At 47.6% G+C, this 18,036-nt stretch carries 12 protein-coding genes; 3 read left to right on the top strand and 9 right to left on the bottom strand.

The window, feature by feature from the left end:
- Positions 1-146 precede the first annotated feature (146 nt).
- Positions 147-836 carry a hypothetical protein gene (locus A1OO_RS05740; protein ID WP_016958896.1) on the top strand — a complete coding sequence of 230 codons (690 nt, stop codon included), beginning with the start codon at positions 147-149 and terminating at the stop codon, positions 834-836.
- 32 nt (positions 837-868) lie between these two features.
- A complete protein-coding gene (locus A1OO_RS05735) occupies positions 869-1,609 on the top strand; it encodes an SDR family NAD(P)-dependent oxidoreductase (RefSeq protein WP_016958897.1) in 741 nt (246 codons plus the stop codon).
- Positions 1,610-1,849: 240 nt separating this feature from the next.
- Here the strand turns inward: A1OO_RS05735 and cspE are convergent, their stop codons facing one another.
- From cspE to A1OO_RS05720, 3 genes are all read right to left on the bottom strand, one after another.
- Positions 1,850-2,062, bottom strand: a complete 213-nt coding sequence (gene cspE / locus A1OO_RS05730) for a transcription antiterminator/RNA stability regulator CspE (RefSeq protein WP_016958898.1) — start codon at positions 2,060-2,062, stop codon at positions 1,850-1,852.
- A 395-nt stretch (positions 2,063-2,457) separates the two neighbouring features.
- Positions 2,458-4,554 (bottom strand): VIT and vWA domain-containing protein, encoded by a 2,097-nt coding sequence (locus A1OO_RS05725; RefSeq protein ID WP_017004891.1) that lies wholly within the window; start codon positions 4,552-4,554, stop codon positions 2,458-2,460.
- 134 nt (positions 4,555-4,688) lie between these two features.
- On the bottom strand, positions 4,689-5,453 hold the full coding sequence (locus A1OO_RS05720) for a helix-turn-helix domain-containing protein (RefSeq protein ID WP_016958900.1): 765 nt from the start codon (positions 5,451-5,453) through the stop codon (positions 4,689-4,691).
- 474 nt (positions 5,454-5,927) lie between these two features.
- Here A1OO_RS05720 and A1OO_RS23875 point away from each other — a divergent pair, with 474 nt between their 5' ends.
- The gene (locus tag A1OO_RS23875; RefSeq protein WP_017004889.1) at positions 5,928-8,477 is read left to right on the top strand and encodes a calcium-binding protein; all 2,550 of its coding nucleotides are present in this window, start codon (positions 5,928-5,930) and stop codon (positions 8,475-8,477) included.
- A gap of 61 nt (positions 8,478-8,538) precedes the next feature.
- Here A1OO_RS23875 and A1OO_RS05710 read toward each other — a convergent pair whose 3' ends face one another.
- From A1OO_RS05710 to A1OO_RS05685, 6 genes are all read right to left on the bottom strand, one after another.
- Complete coding sequence (locus A1OO_RS05710; RefSeq protein WP_017004886.1) at positions 8,539-9,582, bottom strand: GMP reductase; 1,044 nt, start codon at positions 9,580-9,582, stop codon at positions 8,539-8,541.
- 337 nt (positions 9,583-9,919) lie between these two features.
- A complete protein-coding gene (locus A1OO_RS05705; RefSeq protein WP_017004884.1) occupies positions 9,920-11,698 on the bottom strand; it encodes a chitinase in 1,779 nt (592 codons plus the stop codon).
- 411 nt (positions 11,699-12,109) lie between these two features.
- A complete protein-coding gene (locus A1OO_RS05700) occupies positions 12,110-12,343 on the bottom strand; it encodes a hypothetical protein (protein WP_017004882.1) in 234 nt (77 codons plus the stop codon).
- 222 nt (positions 12,344-12,565) lie between these two features.
- On the bottom strand, positions 12,566-13,699 hold the full coding sequence (nspC, locus tag A1OO_RS05695) for a carboxynorspermidine decarboxylase (RefSeq protein ID WP_017004880.1): 1,134 nt from the start codon (positions 13,697-13,699) through the stop codon (positions 12,566-12,568).
- Positions 13,700-13,774: 75 nt separating this feature from the next.
- On the bottom strand, positions 13,775-15,019 hold the full coding sequence (locus A1OO_RS05690) for a carboxynorspermidine synthase (RefSeq protein WP_017004878.1): 1,245 nt from the start codon (positions 15,017-15,019) through the stop codon (positions 13,775-13,777).
- A gap of 50 nt (positions 15,020-15,069) precedes the next feature.
- Positions 15,070-17,973: a pyridoxal phosphate-dependent class III aminotransferase gene (locus A1OO_RS05685; protein WP_017004876.1), complete on the bottom strand. Its 2,904-nt coding sequence runs from the start codon at positions 17,971-17,973 to the stop codon at positions 15,070-15,072.
- Positions 17,974-18,036: the final 63 nt, after the last annotated feature.

The raw sequence follows: 18,036 nt of genomic DNA, 5'->3' as shown, positions 1-18,036 counted from the left end.
AAATAATAGCGATAGAAAGCATAAGGCATTTCTATTGCTCACAAAAAACACGCGATTATTTTTCGTTTTATTGATATGAAATAACAACTTTCTTACAAAAATGGGTATCGTGTAACGTATCACGAGCACATTGAAGGAGAGTTGTTATGCATCAGGAACAATTCCCTGTCCCTGAATATCCAGACATGGAATTTATAGGTGTTTCATTTCACACGCTCAACCAACAAACACCTGACTTTGTAGCGACATCTAAGTGGTATGCGCGGTTAGGGATCTCTATGGCCTTCCTGCTGTTTGCCGCGATCACCACCGCCTCGTGTTACTACTTCGGATTAACGGACGACACCTTTTTTATTGCCACACTTAGCGTCACACTGCTGCTTTATCTCGTCTCTATGCCCATGCTCACCCGTGCTTACATTGCGTCCGAACGAATGAACCGGAAAATTGTGCTAGAAAAACAACGTTTTTTCGTAAAATCGCTCGCCAATACGCCACTGGAGGAACGCTTACAAGTTGCAAACCGCATTTGGACTGCGCTTCGAGGCGAACAATGGACAGAATGCATCAATCTTGCACATGCATTAGACAAACCTCGAACCGTATATTCTTGCCAGCAAGTTGGCAAAATTGCGTCTAACTTGACCCATACCAACCCGGAAATTTTCTGCGATGCTATGCTTAAAACAATGAATAATCAAAGAGGTAGCATTAACTACTTCTTCGATATTATTTCAATGCTTGGCGAGCAGCAATTTTACGATGAACACGAAGAACAGAGAAAAGTCCGCGGAACAAAGAAGTTAATGCTGGATGATATTTTCACGCACCGCTAGCCAAGCGCCCTCTTACTCCAACCGGAGCGCGCATGAAAATAGTCCTTGTCACCGGAGGCAGCAGTGGTATTGGCCTCCACACAGTTCTCGCCTTTCACCAAGCTGGCTTTAAAGTCATTACCTGCTCACGTAACGAAGATAAGTGGAACAAGGTATTGGCTCGTCATCCTCAACTATCGTCAATCGACTACCTGCCCGTTGATCTAAAAGACGTTCAGCAAGTCGATCGTTTCTTTGGCTACATCAGAGAAAATTACGGTCACTTAGATGTTGCCGTCAACAATGCCTCACCAAAGCTAGAATCTCGTGGTGACTTTGCTAACGTGCCCATTGATGCGCTATATAGCACCATGATTGGTGATTTCTGGCTACACGCAGTGTGCTTGCGCTATGAACTCAACTTGATGCCCGAAGGTAGCGCAATCATCAATGTGAGTTCTGTTAATGGTGTTCGCCCGACCCCAAATGCAGCGATGTACTCTGCCACCAAACACGGCATTGAAGGTCTCACTCGCTCAGTCGCAGTGGAAGCAATTAGAAGTGGTATTCGCGTGAATGCCGTTGCACCTGGTGTGACTTGGACACCGCGATGGGAAGAACATCAGGCCGACATGGGTGCGGCATTGAGAGAAACGGTTTCCAAGCAAGTGCCAAACGGAAGATTCGCCATTCCAGAAGAAATCGCTAAAGCGATATTTTGGCTCAGTTCAGAACAAGCAAGTTATGTTGTTGGTCACACTTTGGTGATGGATGGTGGCTTGAGCTTAACCTAACAATGCATGGTTCGGCCGTGTAAATACGTGAAACACAAGCCAATGTTTTTTATAAAAAATAGAAACAGGCTTGATGAACAAATGATGAAAATCGGATGTTAAAACAAAGAAAATCTAGGATTTAGTTTGGAGATAGAAGGATTGGAGCAAGATATTTACAGGAGGGTATTTCGAAGATTTTTGGTAGTGCAGATAAAAAAGTAGCGCAAATGGCATGGCCATCTGCGCTGTCTTTCGAAATTACAGAGCTACTACGTTAGCAGCTTGTGGGCCTTTTTGGCCTTGCTCAACTTCGAAAGATACTTTTTGGCCTTCAGACAAAGTCTTGAAGCCTTCAGAAGCGATTGCACGGAAGTGAACGAATACGTCAGCGCCGCCGTTGTCTTGAGTGATGAAACCGAAACCTTTATCTTCGTTAAACCACTTTACTAGACCAGTTGTTTTGTTAGACATTTTGTGTCCCTTATATTTGAATTCATAAAATATTCGCATTAATGCGACGCACTGTGCTGGAATTATTTAATGTGACGATGAAGCTAAGGGAAACACAGAGAACTACAACTAGTGACGAAATCTGAGGTTTTACTTTTACTTTACGCTTTATTAATAACTCTGACTTACAGAGCGAGGCCAATATTACTCTAGTCAGAGCTATTGTAAAGACTTATTTTGAATTTGTTTGCATGAAAAATTTGCGTCCCTGTCGATACAGCCGTCATATCGTCGTAAATCAGATCACTAAGTGACGCGCCCGCCTTTGTTTTTGCGTGGTATTTTTCATGCCAAAGGCAAAAGCGACAAGGCAGATCCCATCAGCCTTGTCGCTTATTTTCAATTAATTAGCGCCACTAGTGTTCTTTCTTCACCATCACATGTCTGCCTCCCAACACGAACCCCAGCACGACAAATACCAGCCAATTCACACTACCACCGCCACTGCCACCGCTTCCACCACCAGAGTGTGTCGGCGTCGGTTGGCTAAACATAGGCTGACTAGAATCTGCCCTGGTCGGTTGAACATACTCAGCACTACGCTTTTCACGAGCCCGCTGCTCAGCGGTAACACGGGCGCGATTGTTTCGGTCAATGCCTAGCTCTTGGAAAGCTTGCTCTTCAACCACCAGCAGCGAGGTGTAGTCGGTCAGTAATCCATATTCCACCGCGATGTCTTCAATGGCTTGTTCTTTATCGCCATCTTTTTGCTCTAGATAATCCATCTGCGCCTGCAAATCACGAATGGCAGAGAACGCCCACATTCTTTCCAGTTCAGGATTGCGTAACGCCGTCTCTGGCAATGTAACCTTGGTGATATAACGTCGCGTTTCACCACCAACATCCATGCTCAATGTCACTTTTGCCGTGCCTGCCTTAAAGTAGTGGCCGAACACTACCAACTGCTCACCTCGGTACAGGCTACTGATTTGCTCTGGCGTAATGTCACTCACCTTTACCCCGTCAATATCCAACTCAATATTACGGTAAGCCTGATGTGTCAACTTGCTGGTGACACTCATTAGATGGCCGATAATGTCGTCAGCATTCGACACCGAGGTGGCAATGCCATTCGATAGCTTTGTCATCGGCACAAGCAGCGGCGTATTGGCGCTGTTTCCCATAATGAAAGTGAACAGTCGAACGTCATGTTTTTCCATCAACGTAAAGAACTGACGCTTTTCCGTCACGCCTACGTTAGCCACGCCATCAGTCACCAGCACGACACCAGTGGGACGATCTTGATCCAGATTTTTCAACGCTGCATGCAAACCTTCATAAAGATTGGTTCCATTGTCAGGTTCAACCCTCTCAATCGCTTGTATAGCCTGTTCTGCATTGGCTTTTGTCGCTGACACAAAACCTTTGGTGAGATCATGGGTTGTGTTGTCAAACATCAATACGCGGAAGCGATCTTCTTGTGGCAACCTATCAAGCCCTTGGCGTACACCCTCTACCAACGTTGAGTACTTCCCGCTCATCGAGCCAGACTTATCTAACACAAACACCCAATCTCTACCCTGAGTAACGGGGACTAAGTCATCTCCTGGCGTGAAAGTCAGCTTTACGGTACCGCGCTTAGATGAAGCAGGGTCACGGTGCGCCGCCAAGTCCAACCGACCCGGCAAGCCATCTTGTAAACGCCAGTAAAACACGATGTCTTGATCCAAACGGTAAACTGGCGCAGTTTGTGACGATGTAGTGCCTTCCTCTTCGAGCACGGCTGCAGATTGATTGGCGACTTGCGCCTTCCAAATCGTGTGCTCACCTAACGCTTCTTGTGTGAGTGCGGCATTGGGATGCGAAGGCAAACGCACACCGTCAACGGGATACGCGGATTTCAGCGTGACGTTAAACGAGAAATCTTGCTCGACCGCATCATTGCGCGTCCAAAAGGAGGCTTTTTCCTCGTCAACACCGCCCTCTTCCATCGGGTACACATACCGTCCAACGCCATGATCGAGCAACGCATCTTGCAGATACACCAGTTTTACTTTGACACTTTGCTGAGGTAACACCGGGAATACCCGCATTTCGAACGTTTTGTATTCGTCTTTTTCTGTGATTGCCGCAGCGCGACCCTGAACTTTCTGATCTTGATAGATCTCTCTGGCTTTATCTTTGGCAACCGCTTCTGCAATCACCGGTTTGCCATCTATCCAATAGATAAACTCCCCCACAACCGCCTGCTGGGGAACAGGGAAAGAATAGTGCGCTTCCAGTGCATCATTGTTTGGGTTGAAGAATTCTTGTTCGATGGACGTTGTGGCGTAGCCGTCTTCGATAACGACATCAACACGGTGGGTTTCGATGGTGAGGTCTTGATGTTGGCTGTTTGTCGGTTTCAACAAACCGCTCGCCATTGCGGTGGGTGCAAACCAGCCTAATACAAACGTGAGAAATACCATTCCCCACGTCGTGAATCTTTGCGTCATTTGCTGTTGGTTTAGCATCGTGTGCCTCCTTTGCATCGCTTCCAATGAGAGTCTGTCTCTCTGTTTTCAGAAGCTTGCAATAAGAGAGGGAGGCACGAAAGTACCATCAACAAAGTGACGTTATGTGTCACTCTCCGTCACGTATGATGACACTATTTGGTCAATTCAGACGATGCTCCCTCGTCGACTTCAAATTCGTCAAACAACGGGAATGTCCAACGTCTTATCGCCACCACCATCGACGTGCCGTGGCGCTCATTCATCGTCAATTCGCTGTCATGATTGCAAGATTCATAAAATTCACTGACTAAACGCTGAATTCGCTGCTGAAATTTATAATTGGTGGGTAAAGACATTAATCCCGTCGACATCACCAGCTTTTCGTCTTCACCAGAGAAGTGAGACTGAAAAAATGCACGTATTACCTGCTGCTGAAAGAATTGCTGAATGGGTCCACCTGCTATCCATGAAAACGAAGGGGCTATCATTAACTTGATGCGGTTCTCTGGCAAAAGCTCAATCAGTTTTAAACGATCGAGATGTGCTAATTTTTGGATAAGCAATGTCTCAGGCAAATTATATTGCGCCAATATTTGCTCGAACCGATAACCATTGGTAATGCACACCGCCACCAGCAACAAAGCTTTGTCCGCGACCAACTCTTCTTCTTGTTGTCTCGTCAAGGTTGTCAGGCTTTGGCTATCTTCCGACACCAGTTTAAACAACGCCGCCATCTCCATGTTGATCAGGCAGCACACTGCACTCAATCGATCCAAACTCAGGCTGCCACCATTGGCAAACAGGCGTTTCACCGAGCCTTCACTCAAATCCAGCGCATCGGCGACTTCCTGATAAGTCACACCGCGTGCCTTCAGTTGCTTTTTTAGTACTTTGATGAGTTGTTCGCACTCCGCCATTCCACTCTCCCTATGGTCTTCCCGATCAAACAATACATCATTAGAACACTCACGATTAGTCCCTGCATACCAATGCCAGCCCATTGTATGTGATTTTATACATTTGATGTTCTCTAAGCTCACTCATCTTCAAACCATACAAATTTCATACTTAACAAATTGATATTAAATAAATAACCGTTGAATAAAGCACGACATAAATAAGCATATCCTAATGTACTGTTCTTTATAAGGTTATTAGCTCAGGGCAGATAATGTTACCTATGCCCCAAACTCGTATTCTTCCTCTCGTACTGAATAACCCCATTCTTTTATTAAACTTTTACACCAACACGACCCCAGCCTCCTTGCTATCGGCCGACTGGTGCTGTTGACCGGTCAAACTATATACGTTTTCATCAAAGCAATGACATAAAAAAGAGGATAAGACTTTGAAGGATCTCAGCCTCTAAAACTCAAAAAGGACTCTATGACATGGCAAATGTAATTAACGGTACCTCCGGTAATGACACGATCATTGGAACAGCGGGAAAAGACGAGATTTATGGCCACGACGGTGATGATTTCATTCGTGCTGACGGTGATACTGATTACGTTGATGGTGGTGCTGGTAATGACACTGTCATTGGTGGAGACGACTCTGATGAGCTCCATGGCGGCGAAGGAGACGATCATCTTCGTGGTGGATTTGGCGCTGATTTCCTCTATGGCGATGAAGGCAACGACAGACTAGAAGGCGGTCTTGATGACGACTTTCTTGACGGCGGTATTGGCGACGACGTGCTTTTTGGCCAAGAAGGCAATGACCAACTCTATGGCGGAGCCGGAGAAGACAAATTACTGGGTGGTGACGGCGACGATGTTCTTTTTGGCGGCGATGACAAAGACATTCTCTTTGGCGACGAAGGCGACGACACACTAAACGGCGACGCCGGCAATGATATCCTTTGGGGTGGCAATGGTAATGATACCCAACACGGCGGCGAAGGCGACGATTATCTTTGGGGTGAAAACGGAAACGACACCCAACATGGCGGCAATGGCAATGACGTACTGCTAGGCGGTGACGGTGACGACACCATGTATGGCGACGACGGCGACGACATGCTGTTTGGTCAAGCGGGTAACGACTACCTTCATGGCGGAGAAGGCAATGATAAGCTGGAAGGCTTTACTGGCGAAGATACGCTGATCGGCGGAGCTGGTGATGATGACCTTTGGGCTGGCGATGACAACGATATTATTGACGGTGGTGACGGTAACGACACGATTTCTGGCGGTTGTCACGACGACGATATTGAAGGCGGCGCGGGCAATGACCTCATTTATGGCGATTCTCCAAACTTATTGGTTAACGGCAACTTTGAAGCTTGGGGCAGCAACGCAGGGAGTGAGTGGGCCTTACTTGACGACACAGAATTGGTCGGATGGAGCTCATCAAACGGCAGTACCGTGGAGATGCAACAAGGTTCATTTATCGGCACGCCACACAATGCAGTGACAAATACCGTCATGGAAGTTGACCTTACTGGTGAATCTATCGAGCAGACTGTCAATGTTTCCTACCTAACAGCAAGCAGTGATGCCACTTTCAATCTTTCGTTTGATTATGCAAGCCGAATTAAAGACGGTGATAACAAGACCAGTGGTTTCACCATTGAGATTACCGATCAGGACGGCAATACACTGCTTACCAAGTCAATCAACAATGAATTAAACATTGATATCTACCAAACGTTTGACGGTCAGGTAGCAATACCTCAAAACACCTCAAGTATCACAGTCAGCTTTAGTGGTCATGGCGCTGCAGATGGATTTGGCGCCCTGATTGACAATGTCACGCTGTATAACATCGATCATTGTGAAGGCGATGACGTCATTAATGGTGGCTCTGGCGCAGACGAAATCTACGGCAATGGCGGCAACGACACCCTTTCAGGCGGCATCGGCGCAGACTATATTGATGGTGGTCTAGGAGATGATGTTATTGATGGCGGTGATGACAATGATTACCTCCATGGTAATGGTGGCGATGACAACATCAACGGCGGTGCTGGCGACGACAAAATATTTGGCGACTCCGGCGAAGACATGTTGCTGGGTGGTGATGGCGATGATCGTATCCATGGTGGTGGTGACAACGACATCATCAAAGGTGACAACGGTGATGACAACATTCAAGGCGGTCATGGCAATGATGGTATCTGGGGTGGTTATGGCGAGGACACCATCCAAGGCGGCTACGGGAATGACTATGGTGACGGCGGATGGGGCAACGACATCATCAAAGGCAATCAAGGTGATGACAATTTCGCTGGCGCCAATGGCGATGACTGGATGTCAGGCGGTACTGGTAACGATAATTTACGCGGCGGTAATGGTAACGACCGTATGTTCGGTGGTGACGGAGACGATTATCTGAATGGTGGCAATGACAATGATGAAATTGATGGCGGTAGTGGTATCGATACGATCATTGGTGGCTTCGGCAATGATATTCTTCGAGGTCAAGACGGCGACGATACGTTAAATGGCAATGACGGAAATGACAGCGTTTGGGGTGGACTGGGCAACGACACTGTTTATGGTGGTGGAGGCGATGACATCCTTGGAGGCAATGATGGGGATGATTATGTTTCTGGTCATAATGGCAATGACACCCTTTGGGGTGGCAATGGAAACGACACATTGATGGGTGGTTTAGGTAATGACACTCTTGGGGGCCAAAATGGTAACGACCTCATTATGGGTCACGGCGGGAATGACTATCTCATTGGTGGTCTAGGCAGCGATACATTCGTATTCCGCAATAACAATGGACACGACACCATTCAGGATTTCAATCGTTTCCAAGACACCCTTGACGTTGATAGCACGTTAGCGACGCATTTCAACCAAGTCAACGCTGAACAAATTGGTGCATCAACCGTACTGACATTTGATGGCGGCAACACCATTGTCACCTTGAAACAATTTGATGCTGACAATGTCACCACTGACATGTTTGACTTCACGACCATGTAACGAAAAATTGGTGAAAAAATACCACCCAAATGGGTGGTATTTTTATATGTTATATTAGATTTTATTCTTTACCGAACACGTTGTTTTCTTGTTCTTGTACACGAATAAACGTGGTGCGTTTTGTCAGTTCTTTTAGCTGAGCCGCGCCAACGTATGTACATGTTGAACGTACGCCACCAAGAATGTCTGAAATGGTGTCGTTTACTGTGCCACGGAATGGCAGCAGTACGGTTTTACCTTCTGCCGCGCGATATTTTGCAACACCACCAGAGTGTTTCGCCATCGCGCTTTCAGAAGACATGCCGTAGAACTTCATGAACTGTTTGCCGTCTTGCTCAATCACTTCACCACCGCTTTCTGTGTGACCCGCCAGCATACCGCCAAGCATCACGAAATCAGCGCCGCCACCGAAGGCTTTTGATACGTCACCAGCACAAGAACAACCACCGTCACCAATAATACGTCCGCCTAGGCCATGTGCGGCATCCGCGCATTCGATAATCGCAGAAAGTTGCGGGTAACCCACGCCAGTTTTGACGCGAGTGGTACATACTGAACCTGGGCCGATACCCACTTTCACGATATCCGCACCAGCAAGGATAAGCTCTTCAACCATGTCCCCAGTAACCACGTTGCCCGCACTGATCACTTTGTCTGGGAATGCAGCACGTACACGCTGAACATACTCAACAAGGTGCTCAGAGTAACCATTAGCAATGTCGATACAGATAAATACCAACTCATCAGACAATGCCATGATATCTTGCGTTTTTTGGAAGTCAGCATCAGATGTACCGGTAGACACCATCACATTGTTCAGTGTCTTAGTCTCTGATTCAGCAACGAATGCCGCCCAATCAGCCACGGTGTAATGCTTGTGAATTGCCGTCAGACAACCATGCTCAGCAAGCACCTTGCCCATTTTGAATGAGCCAACTGAATCCATGTTCGCTGCGATGACTGGTACACCAGACCATTGACGACCACTGTGCTTGAATGTAAAATCGCGGGTTAATTCAACTTGAGAGCGGCTTTTAAGGTTAGAACGTTTCGGGCGAAACAGTACATCTTTGAAACCCAACTTCAAGTCTTGTTCGATACGCATGTGTCTTTTCCTTACTGATTAAGACGGTGCCCTTTCGGACATTGCTCATGAATGCGCACTATTTGCAGATAGCGCAAACATTCACCGATGAGCAGGCACAAAAAAACCGGAGCGTTTGCAGACGCTCCGGTTTTCAGCATTATAGGAGTAGAAATATTATTAACAAGACTGATATTAGTAATTTTTTTATGATACCTTTTGCAAGATTACACCCTCGAAAACTCACTTTCCGCACGTATTAACACTTCACCACCACACCACTAAGTATCAGATAAATAACAAAAAAACCGCACACCCTCGTAGAATGCACGGCTTTGATTCTATTATACTTTAGCGTTTATGCCTTCTTCCAAGGCCCCCATTGCTTGTTAGCCGCTGGATCATCACCCTGCGTCCAGTACTTTGCCTGGTAACGAACACCGTCAACAATAACTTGTTCGCCCGCTGTATATGCTTTGTCAGCTAGCCACGTAGACGATCCCGTATCAGGCGTTGGCTCCGTCACTGGCGGCGTTGGCTCCGTCACTGGTGGCGTCGGCTCCGTCACTGGCGGCGTCGGCTCCGTCACTGGCGGCGTTGGCTCCGTCACTGGTGGCGTCGGCTCCGTCACTGGTGGCGTCGGCTCCGTTACTGGTGGTGTCACTTGACCTGATACAAGGGTCCATGCGCCCCACTCCCCTGCAGTTACGGGGTTAACAGCTTGATTCCAATACTTAGCTTCATAAGTGACGCCATTCACGACAACTTGGTCACCCGTGTTATAGACCTTGGTTTCGCTCCAGCCGTTTGGTTCTGTAGGTGTTTCGCCATTTCCATTGTCTGTGCCGCCATCCGGGTTCGTGATATCAGCATCAGGAACAACACGCACCGTTGGCCAACCCGCATGTGAACCATAGAAGTTGGTTACACATTTCTCATAGTCGCCTTTTTCAAGCGCAGAATAAGCCGTTTGGTAACCGACCAATTCACACTCAAACGAATAGCCACCTGGACGGTCTGAGTAATACTTCCAGTTTCCATCCCAGTTGGTATACAGCACATCTGTCGCACCTTGAAGGTTCAAACTACCAAAAGGCAATTGCTGCCAACAGGTGTTGACTTCGTCTGCTTCAATCGGAATTTCATAATGAGCAGCAAGCCCTTCCCAATAACGAATACGGTTAACGGGCTGACCTTTGGTTTTATTTTGTTCGCCACATTCAATGCCACCATTGATGATGTTGATTGTGGTACCGAAGCCATAACCGATACCCGCATCAAGTTCGCGCTGTGACGGTACCCAAGTACGGTCAATCACATGAAGCATTGCAGGTTTCGGCGCTTGAGGGGTGAGGAAGAACCAAATAGCAGACGCCAAGTTGAGCCATGAGTCTGCAACCAACGCCGGTTCATTCAACAGCTTAGTGGCATCACCCGCATACATCACCTCCGAGAACGCACCGTAGTTAAAGTGATAAGATAGCTGTTTTGCACCGCGACCGAAATAGCCTTGCCCTGCTGAACATGGCCAGCGTTTGTTCTGCCAGTCATCCTGACCACACCCTGTGGTGTAACCTTCTTGACCTTCAATCCAGCCCATTTCACGCACATGTACCAAAGCTTGTTGCCATTCTTCCAGTGCTAATGGGTTATCCGAAATGTTGTCTTTAGCAATGTGCCCACCCGTTTCTTGCGAGAAGTGTGCAAACGCGGTGATGATGGATTTTTTACAAATCGCATCGGAATCCCGTCCATCGGTGTAGTCTCCACAAAAGGCAGGGAACTTACCAATGGCGCGGAGAAAACGAGTGTAGGTGTATTCAGGTGCAGCCATATGGGTTAAGAAATCCCAATCAGATCGCGGGAATACACGCTCTACGCGTTTGACGTTAATCGGGTTGGTTGCGATTCCTTCGTCGATGGCTTCAACGGTCGCATTCGGGCGAGTTTCAAGCGCCTGAGACCAAATGGCGTACATAGGGTCAGAGGTTTGTGCTGCCTCGGCTGCCGCTATTTCCGACTGCGAGACGATGTATCCGGCCGCATTATCTGGGTCCGGTTGTGGGGTCATTGTAATAGCGCTGTGAGCAAAAAAGCTCGCGCCAAACAATGCGGTAAATAAAGCCGTGTGTTTCATCTCTGAATTTCCTTATCAAAATTATTGGTAAGGCTGTCGCTATCGATGCGCGCTCTTTGCGAGCGACAACGACATTAGGTGCACTCTTTGTTTTTTTACCGCTGTTATCTCGAAATATGTATCGAAAATAACGCGTGAGTGCTTTTTATATTCAACGCAGCCAACCCAACTATATGCACGAGTTGAATATCAACTCGACATATATCATTTGCAGAAATGTAAGACTGGACGTGAGTTAGCTAAATTTTGATAAGGAGTGATACGTTGTAGAGTTATTTTTTGAAGTGAAACAAGGTAATGCAAAGAAAACCACCATGATGCCCTAGTTTTCATACAATTCGGCAATATTAAAAACTGAGAATTAGCTCAAACAGTTATATAAGATTTCATGGTAGGTCATAGTCTTCAGTGTCATAAAGCGCGGATTTCTCTTTCTATTGTGTAGCTTTTATCAGTCACGATTTTTTCTAGCACTTCAACGCGTGATTTTAAGGCTGCAACTTCTACAGCCAAATCGCTTTGATTGCTTTTACTGTGGTTAATTTCGAATTCACGCAATTGTGCTTTGTAGGCCAAATAACTTTTCAGTGTTTTTGCACCAACGACAACTGCCACAACGACAGTGACAAATAGCAACGCATCCATGTTTCTATCCTCATCCTGATATTTTTAAGTCTCTGCGATACCGATATAGCCAAGCAACCTAAAGATGCCTGGCTATACACTTATATTTGAATGTGGAAGGAAACTCCAAGAGCACGTGATAACACTCTGACTAACTTCAAAAAAAAGAAGGAACGATAATCGCTCCTTCTTTCTGTTAGTGGCTCATTAGCTTATTTGTCTGCCTGCTAACAAGTAGGCCAATCAATGCACAGACCACTGTGACAAGGTGCGTTTGAAATCTTGATAATCAAATTCATTCAGAAGCTGAATATCACCGCCACTACGTTTGCAATACACAGACGGCATGCGAAGGCCATTGAACCAGTTCAGTTTGACCATGGTGTACCCTGCACTGTCGAGAATGTGCAGACGCTGTCCGATCTTCAATGGCTCGTCAAAGTTAGCCACACAAAACTGGTCACCCGCCAAACACGAGCAGCTACCAATCACATACGTGTGTTCACCGTTATCGCTCGCTTCCCCGATAGATGCAGGCTCGTTGTATATCAACGTATCTAAGCGGTGCGCTTCGGTCGCACTATCAACGATGGCGGTTTTCATATCGTTTTCAACGATATCGACCACAGTCACCACCAAATCCGTGGTTTGGGTGATAATTGCTTCACCCGGCTCTAAATACAACTGCACATCGTGACGCTCACCAAAGGCTTTTAACGCAGCGGCTAACTTTTCAATGTCATAGCCCGGCCATGTAAAGAACACGCCACCGCCTAAGCTCACCCATTCCAGCGCATCAAGGTAACTGCCGAATTTGTCAGAGATAGCATCCAGCAACGCAACAAAGGCATCGACATCTTTGTTCTCACAATTCATGTGGAACATCACGCCATTGAGTGATGCAAATACCTCGGGATCGATTTTGTCAGCATGCACACCTAAGCGAGAAAATTTACGCGCCGGATTCGCCAAGTCTTGTCCGGCGTAACTCACTCCCGGATTTAAACGCAGCCCCAACGACGCTTTCTCTTCGACAAGGTGACGATAAGCCGTCAGTTGAGATTGGCTGTTGAAGATCATTTTGTCGCAGATATCCGCCACTTCACGCACATCATCTTCGCTATAACCCACGCTATAAGCGTGCGTCTCGCCGCCAAATTTTTCATGACCGAGTTTGACCTCAAACGGGCCGCTACTGGTGGTGCCATCAAGGTAAGGTTTGATGATGTCGAAAACGCCCCACGTCGAGAAACATTTCAGCGCCAGTACCAGCTTCACGCCAGACAATGTTTTTAGTTGTTTTGCTTTCTCGAGGTTTTCGATCAGTTTGTTTTCATCAATCAGAAAATACGGGGTTTTTAATTGCGCAGAATTCATGTCACTACTCGATAGAACAAGCTCGTCGATAGAAAAAGCTCGCCTGTCAGTGACAAGCGAGCCCAATGGCAGAGATTACTTCAAGATATTAATAACAGGCTCAGACGGGGTTAGCTCTTCCACGCCCCAATCAAGACCAATTGACGGCATCAATTCGAGGAACGGGTCTGGGTCAAGTTGCTCCATGTTGAACACGCCTTCACCTTTCCATGCACCCTTAAAGTAAAGCAGCGCAGCGGTGATAGCAGGCACACCCGTGGTGTAAGCAATCGCTTGATGCTCAACATCTTTGTACGCCACTTCATGATCCGCATTGTTATAAATCAATACGCTGCGTGCTTTTCCGTCTTTAGTACCTTGCACCCACGTCGCGATACACGTTTTTCCTGTGTAGCCCGGTGCAAGTGATGTTGGATCAGGCAACAGTGCTTTAAGCACTTTCAGCGGTTCAACCACAGTGCCATCTTGCAAGGTGATCGGGTTTGGGCTCAGTAGGCCAATGTCACGCATACAGTTGAAGTAATTCAGGTAGGCATCCCCAAAGCCCATCCAAAACTCAATGCGCTTTGCAGGGATGAACTCTTTCATCGAACGCACTTCATCATGGGCCATTGAGTAGACTTTGTGGCTACCTACTAGCGGGAAGTCGAACTCCATCATACGGGTGTGACAAGGTACTTTTTTCCACTCATCGTTTTCCCAGTAGAACGAGTCGCCCTGAATCTCGAGCATGTTGGTTTCAGGGTCAAAGTTGGTCGCGAACTTCTTACCGTGATCGCCAGCGTTCACATCCATCACATCAATGGTGTCGATCTCATCGAACAAATGCTTCACTGCGTAAGCCGCGAAAACACTGACCACGCCCGGATCAAAACCCGCACCAAGAATACCTGTGATGCCCGCTTGTTCGAATTTTTCACGAAATGCCCATTGTGGGTCATACGCTTCTGGCACTTCTTGCCCTTCAGAGCAAAGATCTACGGCAACAGACGTATCAAGATAAGAGACTTTTGCTTGATAGCAGGCTTCCATGATCGCCACGTTCACCCACGGAGGACCCGCGTTAATCACCAGATCAGGTTGAACGTCTTTGATCAGCGCCACCAGCGCCTCAACGTCATCTGCATTTACCGCGCGAGATTCCAGTTTACGGCTCTCGTCTTTAAGGTTGTTACGGCCTTTTATGGACGCAATGATGGCGTCGCACTTGCTCACTGTGCGAGATGCGATAGTAATATCACCAAATACATCGTTATTTTGTGCCGCTTTGTGTGCAATAACCCAACCAACGCCGCCTGCACCAATTTGTAAAATAGCCATTTTAAATCCTTTCTAAAACAATACGCTCTAAAGCAACATTGAACGTAAAATTAAACACCAGCCTGCTTAACGATTTCGTCTGCAAGACTTTCTAATTCAGTCAGTAACTGCTCGAGATCTGCCAAAGACAGGCACGGATTAAGCAGCGTAAATTTCAGTGCGACGTGTCCATCCACAACGGTTTCACCCACAACGGCTTTCCCTTGCACTAGGGCATCTAGACGGATTTGTTTATTCAGCGCATCCAAATCCATCCGTTTGTTTGAACCCTTGTAGCGGAACAACACGGTCGACAAACATGGCGCTGCCAACAACTCAAAGTTGGAGCGATTGTTGAGCATGTCCGCAACACGCTGCGTTTGGTTCAACAGGTGATCAACCATAGAGCCGATAGCCTGAGGACCGACGTTTTGCAGCGTCATCCACACTTTCAGCGCATCGAAGCGGCGCGTGGTCGCAATGGATTTATCGACCAGGTTAGGCAACACGTCTTCTTCACGGTTGAGATAGTCCGCATGGTGACGAATGAAGCCAAAGTGGTTTTTATCTTTGAGTATCACTGCGCCACAGCTAATTGGCTGGAAGAACATTTTGTGGAAATCGATTGTCACAGAATCCGCACGCTCAATGCCTTCCAAACGCGCATGGTGACGGCTAAGCATCAACGCGCCGCCATAGGCAGCGTCAACGTGCATCCACATGCCATATTTTTGTGCCAAGTCAGCAACGTCATCCAGATCGTCAACCGCACCGTGATCGGTGGTTCCCGCTGTTCCGGTGATCGCAAATGGGATCAGACCTTCCGCTTTCAGCGCAGTAATCGCTTCTTCAGCAGATTCAATGCTGATCGTGCCATCGCTGTAAGTCTCGACGCAGACAACCGCGTGCTCACCCAAGCCAAGTAAAGACGCTGATTTTTGCATGGTAAAATGAGAGTTTTTCGAGCACACAACACGCAGCTTATCGGCATAATCTGGCAAGCCGTCTTTCTGCACGTTATGACCACTGATGGTATTGATAATGTGGTCACGCGCCATCAACAAGCCCATCAAGTTGCTTTGTGTGCCGCCACTGGTGAACACGCCATCGGCTTTGTCATCAAAACCAAAGCGTTGGCAAAGCCAATCCGTCACTTCTTGCTCAACAAAGGTTGCAGCACTGGCTTGATCCCACGAGTCCATTGACTGGTTCAACGCGGTGATAAACGCTTCTGCCGCCACGGCTGGTAACATGGGCGGGGTATGAAGGTGCGCAATACAATGAGGATGCTGAACAATGATTGAGTTCTTGCCAATCAGCTCGCTGGTTTCTTCAATCACGTTAGCAAGAGGCTGAGGGTTCTCGCCTAGTTGCGCACGACGAATTTGTGAATGTAGCACGGTAGGATCGAGACCTGAATACGGAGACTCAGTCGATTCAAATAGCTTCTTCAACGCTTGCGTACTTTGGTTCATCGCAGCTTCGAAGCCGTCTGCACCCTCTTTACCCACGTGGATAAAGTGATCACGCCAGTTTGCTTGCAGCGTATCCGCAGGCTGCACCACAGGTTTCGGCTCAACCAAAGATTCAATCGCGTCTTGCAGCGCTTTCAATACAAAGTCGATTTGCTCAAAAGTAATAATGATTGGCGGCAGGAATCGCAACACCGACCCTTCTCGTCCACCTTTTTCGATGATCAAGCCACGCTCAAGGGCTGCACGTTGGATAGCAATGGTGAGCTCAGGTGCAGCTAGCGGTTCACCGAATGCGTTCTTATTGCCTTCAGGGTCACAAATCTCAGCACCCAACATCAGGCCTTGCCCTCGCACTTCGGCGATACAGCTGGTTTTCTCAGCGATTTTTTCCAGGCCACGGCGCAGGTATTCACCTGTCACTGCCGCTTTGTGTGCCAAATTGTCGCGACGAATAATTTCCATCGCTTTCGCGCCAGAAACCATGGCTAATTGATTACCACGGAATGTGCCCGTGTGCTCGCCCGGCCTCCACGTATCGATAGATTTGTTGAACACCAATAAAGACATCGGCAAACCACCACCGACCGCTTTCGATAGACACAAAATATCCGGTGTGACGCCCGCTTCTTCAAACGCGAAATGCGTGCCCGTTTTACCGATACCACACTGAATTTCATCAAAAATCAGCAGGATGCCGTGTTCTTCCGTGATACGACGTAATTCTTGTAGCCAGAATGCAGGGGCTGGAATGACACCGCCTTCGCCTTGAACAGGCTCAACAATGATGGCTGCTGGTTTCTGAACGCCGCTTTCATCATCTGCCAACATGCGTTCGATATAGCGCAAACCTTGTCGAGCACCCTGCTCGCCATGCAAACCAAACGGGCAGCGCAAACTGTAAGGGAAAGGCAAGAAGTGCACGTCTGCCATCAGACCTTGACGGCGCTCTTTGGTACCGAGGTTGCCCATTAGCGCCATGGTGCCGTTTGTCATGCCATGGTATGCACCATGAAACGCAGCCATGGTATTGCGACCCGTGGTTTGCTTCGCCAATTTAATCGCCGCTTCAACGGCATCTGCACCCGAAGGACCACAGAATTGAATTTTGGCGTTTTCAGCAAAATCTTGTGGCAAGAATGCCATCAACTCACGGATGAAATGATCTTTAGCAGGCGTCGTGATATCGAGCGTTTGGTAAGGAATACCGGCATTGAGCTGTTCAATCAGTGCTTGATTGATTTCAGGGTGGTTATACCCCAATGCTAACGTACCCGCACCAGCGAGGCAGTCGAGATAGACCTGACCGCGGCTGTCTTCCACCATCACGCCTGATGCTTTCGCAATGGCGAGAGGTAATCGACGCGGGTAAGAGCGAACCTCGGATTCATAATGTTCCTGACTCAGCAAAAGCTCATCAGGCGTAAGATCATGTAAACCGTCTAGAACGGGCACGTTTTGGGTTGCTTTTGTGTCTTGGATGTCAGTGGTGAAGCTAATCATTTTTCTTGATCTTCCATGTTCCACTCCCTGCATTCTGTTTAATCGACGTACACGGTTCCCAAG

Origin of the sequence: Enterovibrio norvegicus FF-33, assembly GCF_000286835.2 — a bacterium.
Classification (GTDB): domain Bacteria; phylum Pseudomonadota; class Gammaproteobacteria; order Enterobacterales; family Vibrionaceae; genus Enterovibrio; species Enterovibrio norvegicus_A.
This window is presented reverse-complemented; position numbering and strand designations above follow the sequence as displayed.